We start from the raw sequence: 18,038 nt of genomic DNA, 5'->3' as shown, positions 1-18,038 counted from the left end.
GTAACGCCCGGCGGGGCTCGGGGGTGGGACAGGTATATGTGCAGAACTGAATGAGTCGGAGCTGTCCGGGGCGCTTCCTAGAGTTCATCCCTATTCACGCGACCCGTGGCCGACCCCTGTCCGGCCACGCTCGCGGGGAGCCTCCATGACCCGACTCTCCGAAAGGAGCCCGATGCCGTCCACCATCCTCGTGGCCAATCGTGGCGAGATCGCCGCACGTGTCGTCCGTACCGCCCGTGACCTGGGACTACGGTCCGTCGCCGTGTACTCTGACCAGGACATCGACTCGCCGGCCGTTGACCTGGCCGATGACGCGTACTCCCTGGAGGGGACCACGCTCCAGGAGACCTACCTCGACATCGCCAAGATCATCGACGTGGCACAGCGCTCCGGGGCGGACGCCGTCCACCCCGGCTACGGTTTCCTCTCCGAGGTGCCCGAGGCCGCGCAGGCCGTCGTCGACGCCGGGCTGGTCTGGCTCGGCCCCTCCGCAGACACCATCCGGCAGCTCGGCGACAAGATCAGTGCACGACGTACCGCGATCGCCGCCGGCGTCTCGCCGGTGCCCGGCACCACCGACCCGGTGCAGTCGATGGAGGAGGTCGACGACTTCGTCGCCGCCCACGGCTACCCGATCGTGCTCAAGCGGTCCGACGGAGGCGGAGGCCGCGGCATCGAGGTCATCCGTACCGCGGAGGACCTGAAGACCTTCGCCGCGGGCCACGCCATGGCGGGTGGCGACCTGGACAAGTTCTTCATGGAGCGTTTCATCCTGTCGGGCCGCCACATCGAGACGCAGTGCATGCGGGACTCCCACGGCAACTTCGCCGTGGTGACCACCCGTGACTGCTCGGTGCAGCGACGCCACCAGAAGGTCATCGAGGAGGCCCCGGCCCCCTTCCTGTCCGACCAGGCCGTGGAGACCCTGACCACCTGGTCGAAGGCGCTGTTCGACCACACCGGCTACGTGGGACTGGGCACCTGTGAGTTCATGCTCACCGAGGAGGGCGAGCTGTTCTTCCTCGAGGTCAACCCGCGTCTCCAGGTGGAGCACACCGTCTCCGAGGAGGTCACCGGGCTGGACCTGGTGGAGGCGCAGTTCATCATCGCCGACGGCGGTACCCTCCCCGAGGTCCCCGAGGTCCGTGGCCACTCCATCGAGCTGCGCATCACCTCCGAGGACCCGGCCAAGGACCTCACCCCGACCGCGGGCAAGATCAAGGAACTCGAGTGGCCGGCCGGCCACGGGGTCCGCATCGAGACCGGAGTGCGGCTCGGCGACAAGGTCTCCCCGGAGTTCGACTCGATGATCGCCAAGCTCATCGTCACCGGCCCGGACCGTCCCCGGGCGATCGCCCGGGCCCGCCGGGCACTGGGCGAGTTGTCCATCAAGGGCATCGCCACCTCCACCCCGGTGCTGGACCTGATCATGGCGCACCCGGACTTCGACGGCACCAACGGACAGCGTGACCTGCGGGTCCGTACCCGTTGGCTGGAGACCAGCTTCCTGCCCGAGGTGGACCTGGAGAAGCTCGGCCAGGACGCCGCCGCCGAGGACGAGGGCGGCATCGCCGCAGCCCTGCGCACCTTCACCGCCCAGATCGACGGGCGTCGTCACAAGATCACCCTGCCGGAGGGGCTCGCGAACCTCGGTTCGATGATGCAGAGCGGCCTCGGCAGCCTGGGGGAGATGGGCCAGGAGATCGGCGCACGCTCGCGCCGCAGCCAGCCCCGGCGTGGTTCCCGTCGCCGTGGCGGTGGAGCAGCCGCCTCCACCGGTGGTGCAGCCGCCACCGGTGAGTCGCTCACCGCCGACGGGGCACTGCAGTCCCCGATGCAGGCCATCGTGGTGCGCATGGGCGCCGAGCCCGGTACGGCCGTCAACGAGGGTGACGTGGTCATCGTCCTGGAGGCGATGAAGATGGAGAAGTACATCCACGCCCCGGCCAGCGGCACCGTCTCCTCGATCGACGTCACGGTCGGCCAGAACGTCAACGCCGGTGACACCCTGCTGCACATCGACGTCGCCGACAGCGCCGAGACTGCCGAGAACACCGAGAACACCGAGGAGGCCGCGGAATGACCACACCCGAGAAGACGAGCAAGGTCGAGAAGATCGCCGCGAAGGCGTCCGTCGACTACGACGCTCTCGCCGCCGCCGCCGACGAGAAGGCCCGGAAGTTCCAGCACGCCAAGGGCAAGTTGACCGCGCGCGAGCGCATCGAGATGCTCTGCGACGACGGCTCCTTCGTGGAGTTCGGCCGCTTCTTCGGCGGCGACCCGTCCCAGGGGTTCCTCGGCTCCGCGGTCGCCACCGGTTTCGGCACCATCGACGGGCGCACCGTCGCCATCTACGCCCAGGACTTCTCTATCCGCGGAGGCACGCTGGGCAAGGTCGAGGGCCAGAAGATCACCGACCTGATCGACCGGGCGATCTCCGAGCGCGTCCCCTGCTTCGGCCTGCTGGACTCCGGCGGAGCGCGTATCCAGGAGGGCGTCGCCGCCCTGTCGTGGTACGGCCGTATCTTCCGCAAGTCCTGCGAGGCCTCCGGGTTCATCCCGCAGATCTCGCTGATCCTCGGCCCGTGCGCCGGCGGTGCCGTGTACTCCCCGGCGTTGACCGACTTCGTGATCATGCCGCGGGAGAACTCCCACATGTTCGTCACCGGCCCGGACGTGGTCAAGGCCGTCACCGGCGAGCAGATCAGCCTGGACGACCTGGGCGGTGCCGAGATGCACAACAGCGTCTCCGGCGTCGCCCACTACCTGGCGGAGGACGAGGAGGACGCGATCGACTACGCCCGCGCCCTGCTCAACTACCTCCCGCAGAACTGCAACGAGGACACCCCGTCCTACGACTACGTCCCCACCGAGGAGGACCTCCAGGCGGCACGCGGCGTCGGCGACATCGTCCCGGCGGACAACCGTATGCCCTACGACGTGGTCGAGGTCATCGAGTCACTGGTCGACCACGGTGAATTCGTGGAGGTCCAGGAGCACTGGGCCCGGTCGATCGTCATCGGCTTCGCCTGCATCGAGGGCCGTCCGGTCGGTGTCGTCGCCGACCAGCCCATGCACAACGCCGGCACCCTCGACGTCGAGGCGTCCGAGAAGACCGCCCGTTTCGTGCGCTGCTGCGACGCCTTCGGCCTCCCGGTCGTCACCCTCGTCGACGTGCCCGGCTACCTGCCGGGTGCGGAGCAGGAGCGGGCCGGCATCATCCGCCGCGGTGCGAAGGTCATCTACGCCTACGGCAACTGCACCGTCCCGGTGGTCACCATGATCACCCGCAAGTCCTACGGCGGCGCCTACATCGTGATGGGCTCCAAGGGCATCGGTGCGGACTTCGCCTTCGCCTGGCCGGACGCCGAGATCGCCGTGATGGGTGCCGAGGGCGCCGTCCAGATCCTGCGTCGCCGCGACATCGCCGCCGTCCCCGACGAGGAGAAGGCCGACTACACCAAACAACTCGCCGACGAGTACCAGGCGGAGAACATCAACCCGAACTTCTCCGTGGAGACCGGCGAGATCGACCGCATCGTGGCGCCCGCCGACACCCGAGACACGCTCGCCTCCGCGCTGCGCTCCCTGCGCACCAAGGACCGCGACCGCCGCCACTTCAAGTTCCACTCCAACGGGCCCCTGTGATTAAGGACACCATGACTGACACCTCCTCCAGCTTCCTCGCGCGTCTGAACGGCGGCAGCGAGAAGACCGCCCTGCTCTTCGGCGGACAGGCCACCCCGTGGCGGCCCGCCTGCGCACAGATCGCCGAGGACCCCACCCTCGCCGGAGAGATCCGTGACCTGATCTCCGACTCCTCCGACCTCCTGGCCCCCGTCGCCGCCGAGCTGACCGCCGCGACCGCCGGTGCCCTGACGCTCGAACGGCTCGCCGGGACCGGATCCTTCGCCGCCGGCGCCGGGGACCCCGTCTCCGCCGCCCTGTCGGTGCCCGGCATCACCGCCGTGCAGTACGCCCAGCTCTCGGCGCTGAAGAGCGCCGGGTACGACGCCACGGCCGCCGTCGCCGACGGCCGCGCCACCGCCCTGGGCCACTCCCAGGGCGTACTCGGCGCCGCCCTGGTCAGCGACAACGGGCTCACCGACGCCCAGATCCTCGCCGTCGCCCGCCTCATCGGCGCGGCCGCGGCCCGGACCACCCGCTCCGCCGGTTTCGCCGTCGGCGAGCACACCCCGATGCTCTCCGTCCGCGGGCTGGAGCGCTCCCACCTCGACACCGTCATCGCCGACGCCGGCGTGGACGTCGAGGTCGCCATCCACAACGGCCGTCGCCGCTTCATCCTCTCCGGCACCCCGGAGGACCTCGGCGTGGTCGAGCAGACCGTCCTGCAGCTCGGTGAGAAGGACGCCGCGGAACTCGCGGCCAAGACCCGGGGCGGCGCACCGCTGTCGCCGCAGACCGAGTACCTCGAGGTCACCGTCCCGTTCCACCACAGTTCCATGGAGCCGGCGGTCCAGCAGGTCATCGCCTGGGCCACGCGCTGCGGTCTGCCGGACGCGGAGGCCTTCGCCCGCGCCGTGCTCACCGACCACATCGACTGGGTCTCCCAGGTCTCCGCCGCCCGCGACGGGGGAGCCGCGTGGTTCCTCGACCTCGGGCCCGGCGTCGTCGCCTCCCGCATCTCCGCCGACCTCATCGAGGGCTCCGGTGCCGGCGTCGTCGCCGCAGGCACCCTCGACGACGTCGACACCCTGGCCGCCCCGGGCCCCGACCCGGAGCGCACCGTCGACTGGTCCGCCTACGCCCCGCGCCTGCTCGACCTGCCCACCGGCCAGGTCGTGGAGACCGCCTTCACCCGGCTGACCGGCCGCTCTCCCGTGCTGCTCGCCGGAATGACGCCGACCACCGTCGACCCGGAGATCGTCGCCGCCGCCGCGAACGCCGGCTACTGGGCCGAACTCGCCGGTGGCGGTCAGGTCACCGCCGAGGTCTTCGACGCCAACCTCACCAAGCTCAAGGGGCTGCTCGAGCCCGGTCGGGCCGTGCAGTTCAACGCCATGTTCATGGACCGCTACCTGTGGAACCTCCACTTCGGCGGTCAGCGCGTGGTCTCCAAGGCCCGCGAGTCCGGGGCCCCGCTGGACGGTGTGGTCATCTCCGCCGGCATCCCGGAGCCCGACGAGGCCCCCGAGGTCATCGGAGCCCTGCGCGAGTCCGGCTTCTCCCACATCGCGCTGAAGCCGGGCACCGTCAACCAGATCCGCGCCGGTCTCGGCATCGCCCGGCAGATCGAGGACACCGGCACCAGCATCATCCTCCAGGTGGAGGACGGCCACGCCGGTGGACACCACTCCTGGGAGAACCTGGACGACCTGCTCACCGCGACCTACGCGGAGATCCGCCGCCAGAAGAACGTGGTGCTCTGTGTCGGCGGTGGCATCGGCACCCCCGAGCGCTCCGCCGACTACCTCTCCGGTGACTGGTCGGTCGCCCTGGGCCTGCCCCCGATGCCCGTCGACGGCGTCCTGGTCGGCACCGCGGCCATGACCACCAAAGAAGCCAAGACCACCGACGAGATCAAGCAGCTCCTCGTCGACACCCCCGGTGTCGCCGACGAGACCGGTGCGGCCTTCACCGCCCCCAACGGCGGCTGGATCGCCCCCGGCCACTCCGCCGGTGGCGCCACCTCAGGCCTGTCGCACCTGCGTGCCGACATCCACGAGATCGACAACTCCGCGGCGAAGTGCATGCGACTGATCCAGGAGGTCGGCGGCTCGCTCGAGGCGGTCAACGCCCGCCGCGACGAGATCATCGAGGCTCTGGACAAGACCGCCAAGCCCTACTTCGGCGAGTTGGAGCAGATGACCTACGCGCATGTCGTCCGGCGCTTCGCCGAGCTGAGCTTCCCGTGGGTCGACCCCTCGTGGCTGCAGCGCTTCCAGGAACTCCTGCAGCGCGTCGAGGCACGTCTGACCCCCGTCGAGCACGGCCCGGTCGAGACGCTCTTCCCGACCGTCGAATCCGCCGAGGACCCCGAGGCGGCGGTGGCCACCCTCGTGGCCGCCCACCCGTCCGCCGAGGTGGACACCCTCACCCCGCTCGACACCGCCTGGTTCATCGCCCTGTGCCGCAAGTACCCCAAGCCCATGGGCTTCGTGCCGGCCATCGACGAGGACCTCCTGGCCTGGTGGGGCAAGGACTGCCTCTGGCAGGCGCAGGACGACCGTTACACCGCCGACCAGGTGCGCATCATCCCGGGGCCGGTGTCGGTCTCCGGCATCACCACCGTCGACGAGCCCGTCGCCGACCTGCTCGGACGCTTCGAGGATGCCTGCCGCGCCCGCATCGCCGACAGCGGGGCCACCACCGCGTGGTCGCGCACCGGCGACGCCGCGGACATCGAGGCGTACCTGAAGACCGTGCCCTACATCTCCTGGACCGGCCACCTGATGGACAACCCGGCCCACGTCATCGACGAGGAGCGCTACGACCTCGTCGTGCACGACGACGGTTCCGACGGAAACCCCGTCAAGGTCACCGTCGACCTGCACCTGGACACCTTCTGGGACGACACCGCCGCCGGCAGCGGCGACGCACAGGTCCACGCCGTGCGCAGCCTGCCCGTCCCGCTGATCCTCGACACCACCAGCATGACCGGCGGTCTGCCCGTCGTCGACGAGGAGCGCCTGCCCGACACGATGTACGGCCTGCTCGCCGGCACCGCCGGCGTCGGCAACACCGCCGTCACCGGTGACGAGATCACCGCCATGCCGGCGAAGGTCGAGGGCTCCACCTCGGACAGCACGCCCTTCGGCACCTTCAACTACAGCTTCACGCTCACGGAGTCCCTCGGTTCCGAGCACGCCGGTGTCACCGGCGACGGCCTGGGCGACCTCTCCGAGGTCGGTGGCGGCGCCACCCGCGCCTCCATCGTCCCGGACGCCCTGCTGGGCACCTGCTGGCCGGCGATCTACGCCGCCCTGGGTTCCGCTATGGTCAACGACTACCCGGTCATCGAGGGGCTGCTCAACGCCGTGCACCTCGACCACTCCGTGGCACTCGAGGTCCCCGCCGACGAGCTCGCTGAGCGGGCACCCTTCCGGATCACCGTGACCAGCTGGGCCGCCGGGATCGAGGAGTCCTCCTCCGGCCGTGTCGTCACCGTGCACCACCACATGCACGACGACGAGGGAACCCTCCTGGGGCGCCAGACCGAACGCTTCGCCATCCGTGGCCGCGCCTTCGGCACGACCCCGCCGGCGGACCCTGCCCTGGCCGGCGGTCTCGCCGCCGAGGGCCGCGGGATCACCGACACCCCGCGCTCCACCCTGCTGCGCACGCGGGTGAACGCACCGTCGGAGATGACCCCCTTCGCCTGGGTCTCCGGGGACTTCAACCCGATCCACACCAGCCACGTCGCAGCCCGCATGGCCGGACTGCAGGCACCGCTGGTGCACGGCATGTGGCTGTCCGCCACCGCCCAGCACGCCGCCTCCGCAGCGGGCTCCGGACACCGGATCCTCGGCTGGACGTACCGCATGTTCGGCCTGGTGCAGCTGGACGACCCGGTGGACATCCAGGTCGAACGCACCGGCCGCGTGGCCGGTGGCGGGCTCCTGCTCGAGGTGACCTGCCGGATCAACGACGAACTCGTCTCCCAGGGCACCGCGGTCACCGCCGCACCGTCCACCGCGTACGTCTACCCCGGCCAGGGGATCCAGTCCAAGGGCATGGGCCTCGACGAGCGCGCCGCCTCCAAGGCGACCGCCGCCGTCTGGGAGCGGGCAGACGCCCACACCCGTGCCGCACTGGACTTCTCGATCCTCACCGTGGTGCGCGACAACCCCACGTCACTGACCGCCAACGGCGTGACCTACCAGCACCCGGACGGCGTCCTCTACCTCACCCAGTTCACCCAGGTCGCCCTGGCCACCCTGGCCCTGGCGCAGACCGCCCGCCTGCGGGAGGCCGACGCGCTCGTCGCCGACGCCTACTACGCCGGCCACTCGCTCGGTGAGTACACCGCGCTCTCGGCCTACGCCGGGACCATCGAACTGGAGACCGTCCTGGAGGTCGTGTTCCACCGCGGCTCCACGATGCACCACCTCATCCCGCGCGACGAGAACGGCCGCTCGAACTACCGGATGGGTGCCCTGCGCCCCAACCAGTTCGGTGTCGACGACGACCACGTCGTCGACTACGTCAACTCCGTGGCGGAGAAGTCCGGGGAGTTCCTCGAGATCGTGAACTTCAACCTCGCCGGCGAGCAGTACTCCGTCGCCGGTACCGTCGCCGGTCTCGCCGCCCTGGAGAAGGACGCCGCGGAGCGCACCGCCGCCGCCGGCGGCAAGGGGTCGTTCATGATGGTCCCGGGCATCGACGTGCCCTTCCACTCGCGGGTCCTGCACCCCGGTGTGCCGGACTTCCGGGAGAAGCTCGACGACCTGCTGCCCGAGACCATCGACCACGGGGTCCTCGAGGGCCGCTACATCCCGAACCTCGTCGCCCGCCCGTTCGAGCTGAGCCGGGACTTCGTGCAGTCCATCCTGGACGTCGTGCCCGCCGGCCCGGCCCAGGAGATCCTGGACGACTGGGACGCCCGTACCAAGGACGAGGCGGGACGCGCCGACGTCGCCCGCACCCTGTTCATCGAGCTGCTCTGCTGGCAGTTCGCCTCCCCGGTGCGGTGGATCGAGACCCAGGACCTGCTGCTCGCCAGCGACCGCCTGGACATCGACGAGCTGGTCGAGATCGGCCTCGGAGCCGCACCGACCCTGGCGAACCTGGCGACCAAGACCCTGAAGCTGCCCCGATTCACCGGAGCCGACGTCGCCGTGCGCAACGTCCAGCGCGACGAGAAACTCGTCTACCACGAGGACGTCCAGACGATCGAGGCCCCCGTCGACGAGCCCGCCGTGGAACACGAGAGCGTGCCCACCGGGGACCCCGTCGCCGAGGCACGTCCCGACGCCTCCGCACCCTCACCTGCGGTGGACGAAGGTTACGCCACCCCGGAGCCCCCGGCACCGGCCGGTTCGGTCGAGCGCCCCGCCGACCTGCCCTACAAGGCCTCCGACGCGATCAAGACCCTGCTGGCCTACGCCAACAAGCTGCGCCCGGAGCAGATCGGAGGTGCCGACACCACCGGCACCCTGACCAACGGCGTGTCCTCGCGGCTCAACCAGCTGCTCATGGACATCTCCGCCGAGCTGGGCCTGTCCAGTGTCGAAGGCGCCGCCGAAGCCGACGTCACCACCCTCTCCGCCACCGTGGACGCCGCCGCGCACAACTACTCCGCCTTCGGACCCGTGCTCAGCGAAGCGGTGAAGGACCGCCTGCGCAAGCTCTTCGGGTCCGCCGGAGCGAAGGCCACGGCCATCGCCGACCGCGTCACCGGCACCTGGGAACTCGGCCCCGGCTGGGTCGACCACGCCACCGCGCAGATCCTGCTCGGCTCGCGTGACGGTGTCTCCGCCCGCGGCGGCGACCTGTCGACCCTGCCGACGTCCGCCACCTCGATGAACGACGTCAACGCCATCATCGACGAGGCAGTCACCCAGGTCGGTGCCGCCCACGGCATCCCCGTGGCGAAGCCCAGCACCGGCGGTTCCGGCGGCGGCACCGTCGACTCCGCGGCCCTCGACGCCTTCGCCGACGAGGTCACCGGTGACGACGGTGTGCTGGCCAGCCTCGCACGCCACATCCTGCACGACCTGAACCTCGACGTCCCGGAGCCCTCGTCCTTCGACGACCCAGAGGCCGACGAGAACGCCGCAGTGCTGCAGGCCGTCAGCGAGGAGCTCGGCGCCACCTGGCCCAGGCAGGTCGCCCCGGTCTTCGACGACCGGCGCGCCATCCTCATCGACGACCGGTGGGCCACCGCACGTGAGGACATCGCCCGCCTCGCCGCCGGCGGGGAGATCGCGGACACCGCGACCTTCCGCGGCACCGGTGAGACCGTGGCCAAGCACGCCGACTGGTGGGCCGCGCACACCACCGACGCCGGACTGGCGACCAGGTTCGCCGGTATCGCCGCAGAGGCCCGCGACGTGACGACCACCGGTGACTTCTCCGGACAGGTCGCCGTCGTCACCGGCGTCACCCCCGCCTCCATCGCCGGAGGCGTGGTCGGCGACCTGCTGGCCGAAGGCGCCACCGTGGTGATCACCGCCTCCCGCATCAGCTCCGCCCGACTGGAGTTCGTCAAGAAGCTCTACCGCGAGCACGCCTCCGCCGAGGCGAGGATCTGGCTGGTGCCGGCGAACCTGTCGAGCTACCGCGACATCGACGCCCTGGTCGACTGGATCGGCTCCGAACAGACCGAGACCGTGGGATCCGAGAAGAAGCTGGTCAAGCCCGCCCTCGTCCCCGACCTCTTCCTGCCCTTCGCCGCCCCGACGGTCTCCGGCACCGTCGAGGACGCCGGCGGCAACGCCGAGACACAGGCCCGCCTGCTGCTGTGGAGCGTGGAACGATCCTTCACCGCCCTGTCGCGCATCGGCCACGAGGCCAACCTGGCCCACCGGCTGCACGTGGTGCTGCCCGGGTCCCCGAACCGCGGCACCTTCGGCGGCGACGGCGCCTACGGCGAGACCAAGGCGGCCTTCGACGCCATCTGCAACAAGTGGTCCAACGAGCCCTGGGGCCAGCGGGTCACCATCGCGCACCCGCGCATCGGCTGGGTCGCCGGCACCGGACTGATGGGCGGCAACGACCCACTGGTCGACGCCGCCGTCGAGGCCGGGGTGAGGGTGTGGACCCCGTCCGACATCGCCGGTGAACTGGTCCGCCTGTGCTCCGCCGAGATCCGCGCCGCCGCGTCCATCGGACCGGTCGACGCCGACCTGACCGGTGGGCTGGACAAGATCAACCTCACCGAACTGCGCGACAAGGCCCTGGCCGACGGTGCCTTCGACGCCGTCGCAGACACCTCCGCAGGCGACGCCGCCGAGGCCCCGGCCACCGTCGACGCCCTGCCGTCGCCGGTACGGGCCTGGCAGCCGGTCGCCCAGGACGGCTCCTGGGGCGAGGTCACCGCGGACCTCGAGGACATGGTCGTCGTCGTCGGACTCGGTGAGGTCAGCGCCTGGGGCTCCGGACGCACCCGCTTCGAGGCGGAGTACGGTGTCCAGGCCGACGGCTCGGTGGACCTCACCGCCGCCGGTGTGCTGGAACTCGCCTGGATGACCGGCCTGCTGACCTGGAAGGACACCCCGGTCGCCGGATGGTACGACGCCAAGGGCGAGATCGTGCCCGAGGAGGAGATCTTCACCCGGTACCGCGACGAGGTCGCCGCCCGCGCCGGTGTGCGCACCTTCGTCGACGACGTCGCACTGGAGGACGTGCACACCCCGCAGGCCGCGGAGATCTTCCTCGACCGCGAGGTGACCTTCGCCGTCGACTCCGCCGAGGACGCACGGTCCTTCGTCGAGGCCGACCCGGACTTCACCCGGGCCACCGTCGACGAGGAGACCGGGGAATGGTCCGTCACCCGCCTGCCGGGTGCCCGGGCCCGCGTCCCGCGCCGTGCCACCCTGGCACGGAAGGTCGGCGGCCAGTTCCCGACGGACTTCGACCCCACCCGCTGGGGAGTCCCGGCGTCCATGGTCGAGGCCATCGACCGGATCGCCGTGTGGAACCTCGTGGCCACCGTCGACGCCTACCTCTCCGCCGGATTCACCCCGTCCGAGATCCTGCAGGCCGTCCACCCGTCCGACGTGGCGATGACCCAGGGCACCGGATTCGGCGGCATGACGTCCATGCGCAAGCTGTTCGTCGACCGCTTCCTGGAGGAGGACATCCCGTCCGACATCCTGCAGGAGACCCTGCCCAACGTCGTCGCCGCGCACACCATGCAGGCGTACGTCGGCGGCTACGGTGCGATGATCCACCCGGTCGGCGCCTGCGCCACCGCGGCGGTCTCCGTCGAGGAGGGCGTGGACAAGATCAAGCTCGGCAAGGCCGACTTCGTGGTCGCCGGTGCCACCGACGACATGTCCGTGGAGTCCATCAGCGGTTTCGCCTCGATGAACGCCACGGCCAACTCGGACGCCATGGCCGCCAAGGGACTCAACGAGCGCTTCTACTCCCGTGCCAACGACCGCCGTCGCGGTGGATTCGTCGAGGCACAGGGCGGCGGCACCATCCTGCTGACCCGTGGCTCCGTCGCGGCGAAGCTGGGCCTGCCCGTCCAGTCCGTGGTCGGCTACGCGGCGTCCTTCGCCGACGGCGCGCACACCTCCATCCCCGCGCCGGGCATGGGTGCACTGGCAGCCGGACGTGGCGGCCAGGGGTCGAAGCTGTCGAAGGAGCTCGCCAAGCTCGGCGTCAGCGCCGACGACATCGCCGTGGTGTCCAAGCACGACACCTCGACCAACGCCAACGACCCGAACGAGTCCCGCCTGCACACCCGCCTGGCGAAGGCCATGGGCCGAACCGAGGGCAACCCGATGTACGTCGTCTCCCAGAAGACGCTCACCGGTCACGCCAAGGGCGGTGCCGCGGTCTTCCAGACCGCCGGACTGGGCGACATGTTCCGGACCTCCCGCATCCCGGCGAACCGTTCGCTGGACTGCGTGGACCCGGAGATGGCCTCCGCCCCGAACCTGGTGTGGCTGCGCGAGCCGCTGCAGCTCAACCGCACGATCAAGGCGGGTCTGCTGACCTCGCTGGGCTTCGGCCACGTCTCCGCCCTGATGGCGCTCGTCCACCCGGAGGCCTTCCGGGTGGCGGTGGCGAACCAGCTCGGCGAGGAGGCCGCACGGCAGTGGGTCGACACCGCGTCTGCCCGCCTGCGTGCCGGCGTGCGGCGCCGCGAGGCCGGCATGCTGGGTCACCGGGCACTGTTCGAGGAGATCGGGCACCGTCGCTTCGCCGACGACGTCTCGATCGACGAGGCGGAGCCCGCCATGCTGCTCGACCCGGAGGCGCGTGCCGGTGAGGACGGTCTGCTGCGGTGACCGGTTCCTGCTTCGTGATCGGTGTCGGCGTCGACGTCGTCGACATCCCGTCGTTCGCCGAACAGCTCGGCATGCCGGGGTCGCGGTTCGCCGCGTCCTTCACCGGTGCCGAGCGGCGCACCTGCGCGAAGCAGGCGCGGACCAGTGGCAACGAGGCGCAGCACCTCGCGGCACGCTGGGCGGCGAAGGAGGCGTTCTACAAGGCCTGGACCGCCGCCGAGGCCGGTGACGAGATCCCCGGTGCCGAGATGGACTGGTCGTTGATCGAGGTGGTCAAGGACCGCTGGGGTCGCCCGTTCCTGCGGTTGCATGAGCCCCTGGCCTCCGTGGTCACCGGGGCGTTGGCCCGCCACTTCGGTGGTGGTGCCACGGATTCCGGTCACGCTGTCTGGCACCTGAGCCTGTCGCATGACGGGCCGGTGGCCCAGGCCTTCGTGGTGGGGGAGTGGCGGCGGATGTAACCGCTCTGTCCCCCGGGGCAGGGCCGGGGGCGAGCAACCCCGCAGGTCGGTGTGACCGACCTGCGGGGTTGCTGTGTGCCGGGGCGGGACGGATGGCAGGGCACTCCCACCGTCCTCCCACGGGGACCGGACGTCCCGGTGAAGAACCGTGGGCAGACTCAGGACGATGGCAACGAATGACAGACGAGGAATAAGGCACCGGTTCCGCCGCGGGAAAGAGCCCTGGAAACGGAACACCCCGGACACGCCCACCGTCAGGTGGTCGGTGAAAAACCACCTCGGCGACGCGACGGGCCGGTTCCGGCAGGTCAGGGCACGCCCCCGGCCCTGACACCTCCTGGACGGCCCTGACGGCCCCTGACGCCCCTGACCGTGGCGGTCGACGGCCGCGAAAACCGTACCGCGCACCGGCCACCTCTGCTACGTTCAAGGAAACAGGTTCCCTGACGAAAGCAGGAGGTCGGCGTTGACCACGGCAGTGTACTACTCGTTCCACCACAGGAAGGACGCGGACAGGGTCCGGTCGGTCAGCGAGACCGACGGTGTCCGGGGCCAGCCGCTGCTGGACCGCCGGGAATGGGACGAGGTCAAGGCGGGAGGAAACCGCGCGGTGAAGGAGTGGATCGACGAGAAGATGGCGGCGGCGGAGGCCGTCGTCGTCCTCGTCGGCGCCGACACCGCCGTCCGGCACTGGGTCCGCTACGAGATCCGGAAGGCGTGGGAGGACGGCAGACCGTTGCTCGGGGTGCGGATCCACGGGCTCGCCTCGTCCACCGGAGGGGCCGACGAAGAGGGGGAGGACCCCTTCGACCGGGTCGAGGGCGTCCACGACGTGCCGCTCTTCGACCCGACCCGGACGGACGCGGACGGTGTGGTCGACACGCAGGCGACGCTGGAGAACCTCAGGTCACAGTTGCCGACATGGGTCACCCGGGGTGTGACCCGGGAATGACCGGGGCGCTCAGGCCTTGAGCCGCTCCGAGCGCAGCCGGGCGACCTCCTCGTCGAGCTGGGTGGCGAAGGCGCCCGTCAGCGGCGGAAGGTCGGACAGGGTGGTGTCCATGGCGGCGGCGAGCAGCAGGTCGGCCAGCTGCGGGTTCCGGGCGAGCACCGGGCCGTGCATGTACGTCGCCACGACGGACCCCTGCACCGCGCCCTCGAAGTAGACCTCCCTGGAGGCCCGTTCCTGGCCCAGGCCGGCGGACAGGGCACCGTGGGCGTCGGTGTTGCCCACGCCCTCGGTGACGTAGCCCAGCGGGGAGGCGTCGGGGCCCAGCAGCGTCGCACCCTGGTGGTTGGCGAAGCCGGTCAGCGGTTCGGTCAGCACACCTGCGGTGCCCAGCGATCCGGCCGTCAGGCCGAAACCCTTCAGGTCCGGGTTCGACCGGAGTTCACCGATCATGCGGTTCTGCAGGGAGGACGTGGTGGCGTCGAGGAGCCCCAGCCCGTCCACCATCCGGCCGGAGGCACGGAAGGACGTGCCGAAGACCTGCAGGCCGGCGCAGATGGCGAGGACGGGACGGCCGGCCTGCACGGCGCGGGCCATCGCCCCGTCGGCGATCAGGTGGTCGGCGGCGAGGATCTGGGCCACGTCCTCGCCCCCGCCGACGGTGTAGACGTCCATGGTCTCCGGGACACTGTCCCCGAGGGTGATCGGGTGGATCTCCGCGGAGATGCCTCGCATCCGCGCACGCTGGCGCAGCACCAGTGCATTGCCGTCGTCACCGTAGGTGCCGAGGACGTCGGGCAGGACGAGGCCGATGTTCAGGGTCGCTTCACGGGCTGCGTTCACTGGGAGATCTCCTTCTGCAGGTCCTTGCGGAGGTCACGGAAGGCGGTGTAGTTCGCCAGCACCTCCACGCGTCCGGGCGGGCAGGCACGTACTGCGGCGACGGTGTCGGCGACGGTCTGGTGCTCGACACCGGCGTACCCCAGGCGCACGGCGAGGTCGGCGGAACGCTCGCCGGCGGCGACGACCTTGAGGTCCTCGAAGTTCTCGAACTTCACGTCCCACAGCCAGGACAGGTCCTGGCCGTCGGCGACCTGGCCGTTGACGGCGATGACCAGGCTGTCCGCCGAACGGTCGACCATCGACAACGCCTCCTGCCATCCCGCCGGGTTCTTGGCGAGCAGCAGATGGATCTCCCTGCCCTCCAGGTTGACCGTGGAGTAGCGTCCAGCGACGTCGTCGACCCGCTCCGTCGCGGCCAGGGCGGTGGTCGTGTCCACGCCCATGGCGACAGCGGCGGCGATGGCCTGGGCGGCGTTGCCCCGGTTGGCGTTGCCCGGCAGTTTCAGCGACATCGGGACCAGGTCGCCGTCCGGCGTGGTCAGGCCGTCCTCGGTGACGGACCAGGCGGGCGTCGGGCGGCGGAACTCACGGCCGTCCGACAGCGGCTTCGCGGCGTACCAGTCGGGGGAGCCGTCCTCCTTCACGGTGTGCACCACCGCACCGCCGGTGCGGGGGCAGGACGTGGAGTCCCCGGTGAAGCCGGCACCCGCCGACACCCACACCACCTTCGGACAGTCCCAGGCCACCGAGGTGACCTGTACGTCGTCACAGTTGGCGATGACCGTCATCTCCGGGCGGCTCTCCACGCACTCGCGCAGGACGCGTTCGATCTTGTTGATTTCCCCGACACGGTCGAGCTGGTCGCGGGACAGGTTCAGCAGCACCAGGACGTCGCAGTCGAGCTTCTCCGCGATGGCGGGGACGTGGAGCTCGTCGACCTCCAGGACGACACGGTCGCGGCCCCGGCCGGCCAGCAGCGCGGAGATGACACCGGCGTCCATGTTGTCGCCGCCGTCGTTGGTGGCGACGGTACCCAGGCTGCGCACCGCCTCCGCGAGCATCCGGGTGGTGGTGGACTTGCCGTTGGTCCCGGTGACGATGGTGCACGGTCGGCCGTCGCCGAGCTGCTCCATGAGCTTCGGGTCGATCGCGTTGGCGATGAGCCCGCCGATCATTCCTCCGGAACCGCGGCCGGTCTTCTTCGAGGCCCAGGTCGCGAGGTCCGCGGCGCGGACAGCAAGTGAGGTCAACACACCCATTGCTTCGATCACCCTTGTTTCTGGTTCTGGTTCTGGCTGGTGTTCTGTCTGGTGCGGTTCTGGTTGCCGCCGCCGGAGCGTCCCGACCCCCGGCGTCGCCGTCGCCGGTTGGACGACGACTTGCCGGCCCCGGAGCCGGCGGGCGGGGTTTCCGTGGGGGCCTCGCCCCTGCCGTCCCGGGGTTTCTGGCTGCCCTGGGACCCCTGGGACCCCTGGTTGCCTGGGTTGCCCTGGCCGCCTTGGTTACCTTGGCTGCCCTGGTCGCCGCGGCCACGTCCGCCACGCGACTGGTTGCGGTTGCGTCCGCGGTTCTGGTTGCGGCCCTGGTTGCGCCCCTGGCCACGGCTCTTGCCGCGTTGCGGGGCGGGGATGCGAGGGGTCGCCGGCCGGGCGTCCGGCGCGGTGATCTCCGTGGACCCCTCGGCGACGTCCTCCAGGGCGGCCAGGAACTCCTCGTCGGTGAACAGCGGGATGTTCTTGCGCTCGCCGTGCATCGCCTTGCCGCGAAGCTCGTGGTTGCGGTTGCACACCACCAGGCTGGAGGTGCGGTTCAGCTTCTCGCTGTAGACCAGCCCCGCGCGGGTCGCTGCACTGATGAGCACGTCCGGGTCGACGCCCACGTCCGGGCTGATGACGAACTCCATGCCCTGCGCCAGACGGGAGCCGTCGGGCGTGCCGGGGTTGCCGAACGGGCGGGGCGAGGTCGTCGCGTCCACCCGCACGGCACTGCGCTGCAGGCCGAACCGGTCGGCGGTGAGGTCGGACGGGTCGGCGACCGACAGGCCACCGGGGGAGTTGTCCGGGGTGTCCGCCGCGAGGTCCCGCTGCGCGCTGAAGAGGGGGAAGAGGATGCGGTTGTCGGCGAGCAGCAGGTCGTCGGCGACGGTGTCCGCCCGTTCCGTGCTCGCGACCGGCCCCAGGTGAGCCAGGGCGTCGTCAGGCAGGACGAGGCCGTGGGCGTCGGCGTAGTGCGCGGCGATACTGCGCAGCCGGGGGTCCTCGACCGGCACGCCGGCCCGTCGGGCGGAGGCCAGGGTGTCGACGATGCGGGCAGGGGACGGTACCGCGATCTTCTTGGGACGGCGCTGGTTCCGCCGCCGTCCGCGCGGGTTGCTGCGCTGGGTGCCCCGGTTGGCGGCGCGCTGCGCCCGCCGGTACTCGAACTGGATGAAACCCCAGGTCAAGGTGGTGTTGTGGCAGATCAGCGTGCGTCCGTCGATCAGCTCGAACAACAACGGCGCCACCGTGGCGAAGCCCGGGGCCTGGCCCAGGTCAGCCTCGGTGTAGCCGTGCAGGTGCCACGGACCCGGGTCCTCCCCGGGGTTGATCTGCTGCACGAGGCCGGTGACCGGGACGGTCCCGTCCTCGGGAACCGGTGCCGCCGGGTCCACCGTGGCGGAGCCGGCCTGCGCGGACGCAGGACGGTTCCCCGCGATCACGGCGCGCTCGCCGTCGGCGGTGTGCAGCGTCGCGGAGAAGGCGACGAGCCGTGAGGTGCTGGGGTGGATGCCCGACGTCGCCACCGTGATCTCCACGAACGGGGCCTCCTCCGGTCCCGGCAACGCACCGTGGAAGGTCTTCGGCAGGTTGCGGTGCGGGGGCG

The 18,038-nt window shown here is 70.7% G+C and carries 8 protein-coding genes; 5 read left to right on the top strand and 3 right to left on the bottom strand.

Annotation, left to right across the window (positions count from 1 at the left end):
* Positions 1-145: 145 nt before the first annotated feature.
* From Q0A34_RS04160 to Q0A34_RS04140, 5 genes are all read left to right on the top strand, one after another.
* On the top strand, positions 146-2,083 hold the full coding sequence (locus Q0A34_RS04160; RefSeq protein WP_291478722.1) for a biotin carboxylase N-terminal domain-containing protein: 1,938 nt from the start codon (positions 146-148) through the stop codon (positions 2,081-2,083).
* Complete coding sequence (locus Q0A34_RS04155; protein WP_291478720.1) at positions 2,080-3,648, top strand: acyl-CoA carboxylase subunit beta; 1,569 nt, start codon at positions 2,080-2,082, stop codon at positions 3,646-3,648. The genes Q0A34_RS04160 and Q0A34_RS04155 overlap by 4 nt, the downstream gene beginning before the upstream one ends.
* A gap of 11 nt (positions 3,649-3,659) precedes the next feature.
* Entirely contained in the window at positions 3,660-12,923 is a 9,264-nt protein-coding gene (locus Q0A34_RS04150; protein ID WP_291478719.1) for a type I polyketide synthase, read from the top strand.
* Positions 12,920-13,384, top strand: coding sequence for a holo-ACP synthase (locus tag Q0A34_RS04145; protein ID WP_291478717.1), 465 nt, complete (start codon positions 12,920-12,922; stop codon positions 13,382-13,384). The genes Q0A34_RS04150 and Q0A34_RS04145 overlap by 4 nt, the downstream gene beginning before the upstream one ends.
* A 466-nt stretch (positions 13,385-13,850) precedes the next feature.
* Positions 13,851-14,336, top strand: a complete 486-nt coding sequence (locus Q0A34_RS04140) for a TIR domain-containing protein (protein WP_291478715.1) — start codon at positions 13,851-13,853, stop codon at positions 14,334-14,336.
* Positions 14,337-14,345: 9 nt separating this feature from the next.
* Here the strand turns inward: Q0A34_RS04140 and Q0A34_RS04135 are convergent, their stop codons facing one another.
* The 3 genes from Q0A34_RS04135 to Q0A34_RS04125 all read right to left on the bottom strand — a co-directional run.
* Positions 14,346-15,176, bottom strand: a complete 831-nt coding sequence (locus Q0A34_RS04135) for a glutamine amidotransferase (protein ID WP_291478713.1) — start codon at positions 15,174-15,176, stop codon at positions 14,346-14,348.
* Complete coding sequence (locus tag Q0A34_RS04130; protein ID WP_291478724.1) at positions 15,173-16,435, bottom strand: MurT ligase domain-containing protein; 1,263 nt, start codon at positions 16,433-16,435, stop codon at positions 15,173-15,175. The genes Q0A34_RS04135 and Q0A34_RS04130 overlap by 4 nt, the downstream gene beginning before the upstream one ends.
* Before the next feature lie 8 nt (positions 16,436-16,443).
* A partial coding sequence (locus Q0A34_RS04125) for a DNA polymerase III subunit epsilon (RefSeq protein ID WP_291478711.1) occupies positions 16,444-18,038 on the bottom strand: 1,595 nt, incomplete at its 5' end.

It is taken from the genome of Corynebacterium sp., assembly GCF_022712195.1.
Lineage (GTDB): Bacteria > Actinomycetota > Actinomycetes > Mycobacteriales > Mycobacteriaceae > Corynebacterium.
Note: the sequence above shows the minus strand (reverse complement) of the source record. Positions and strands in the feature narration are given on the sequence as shown.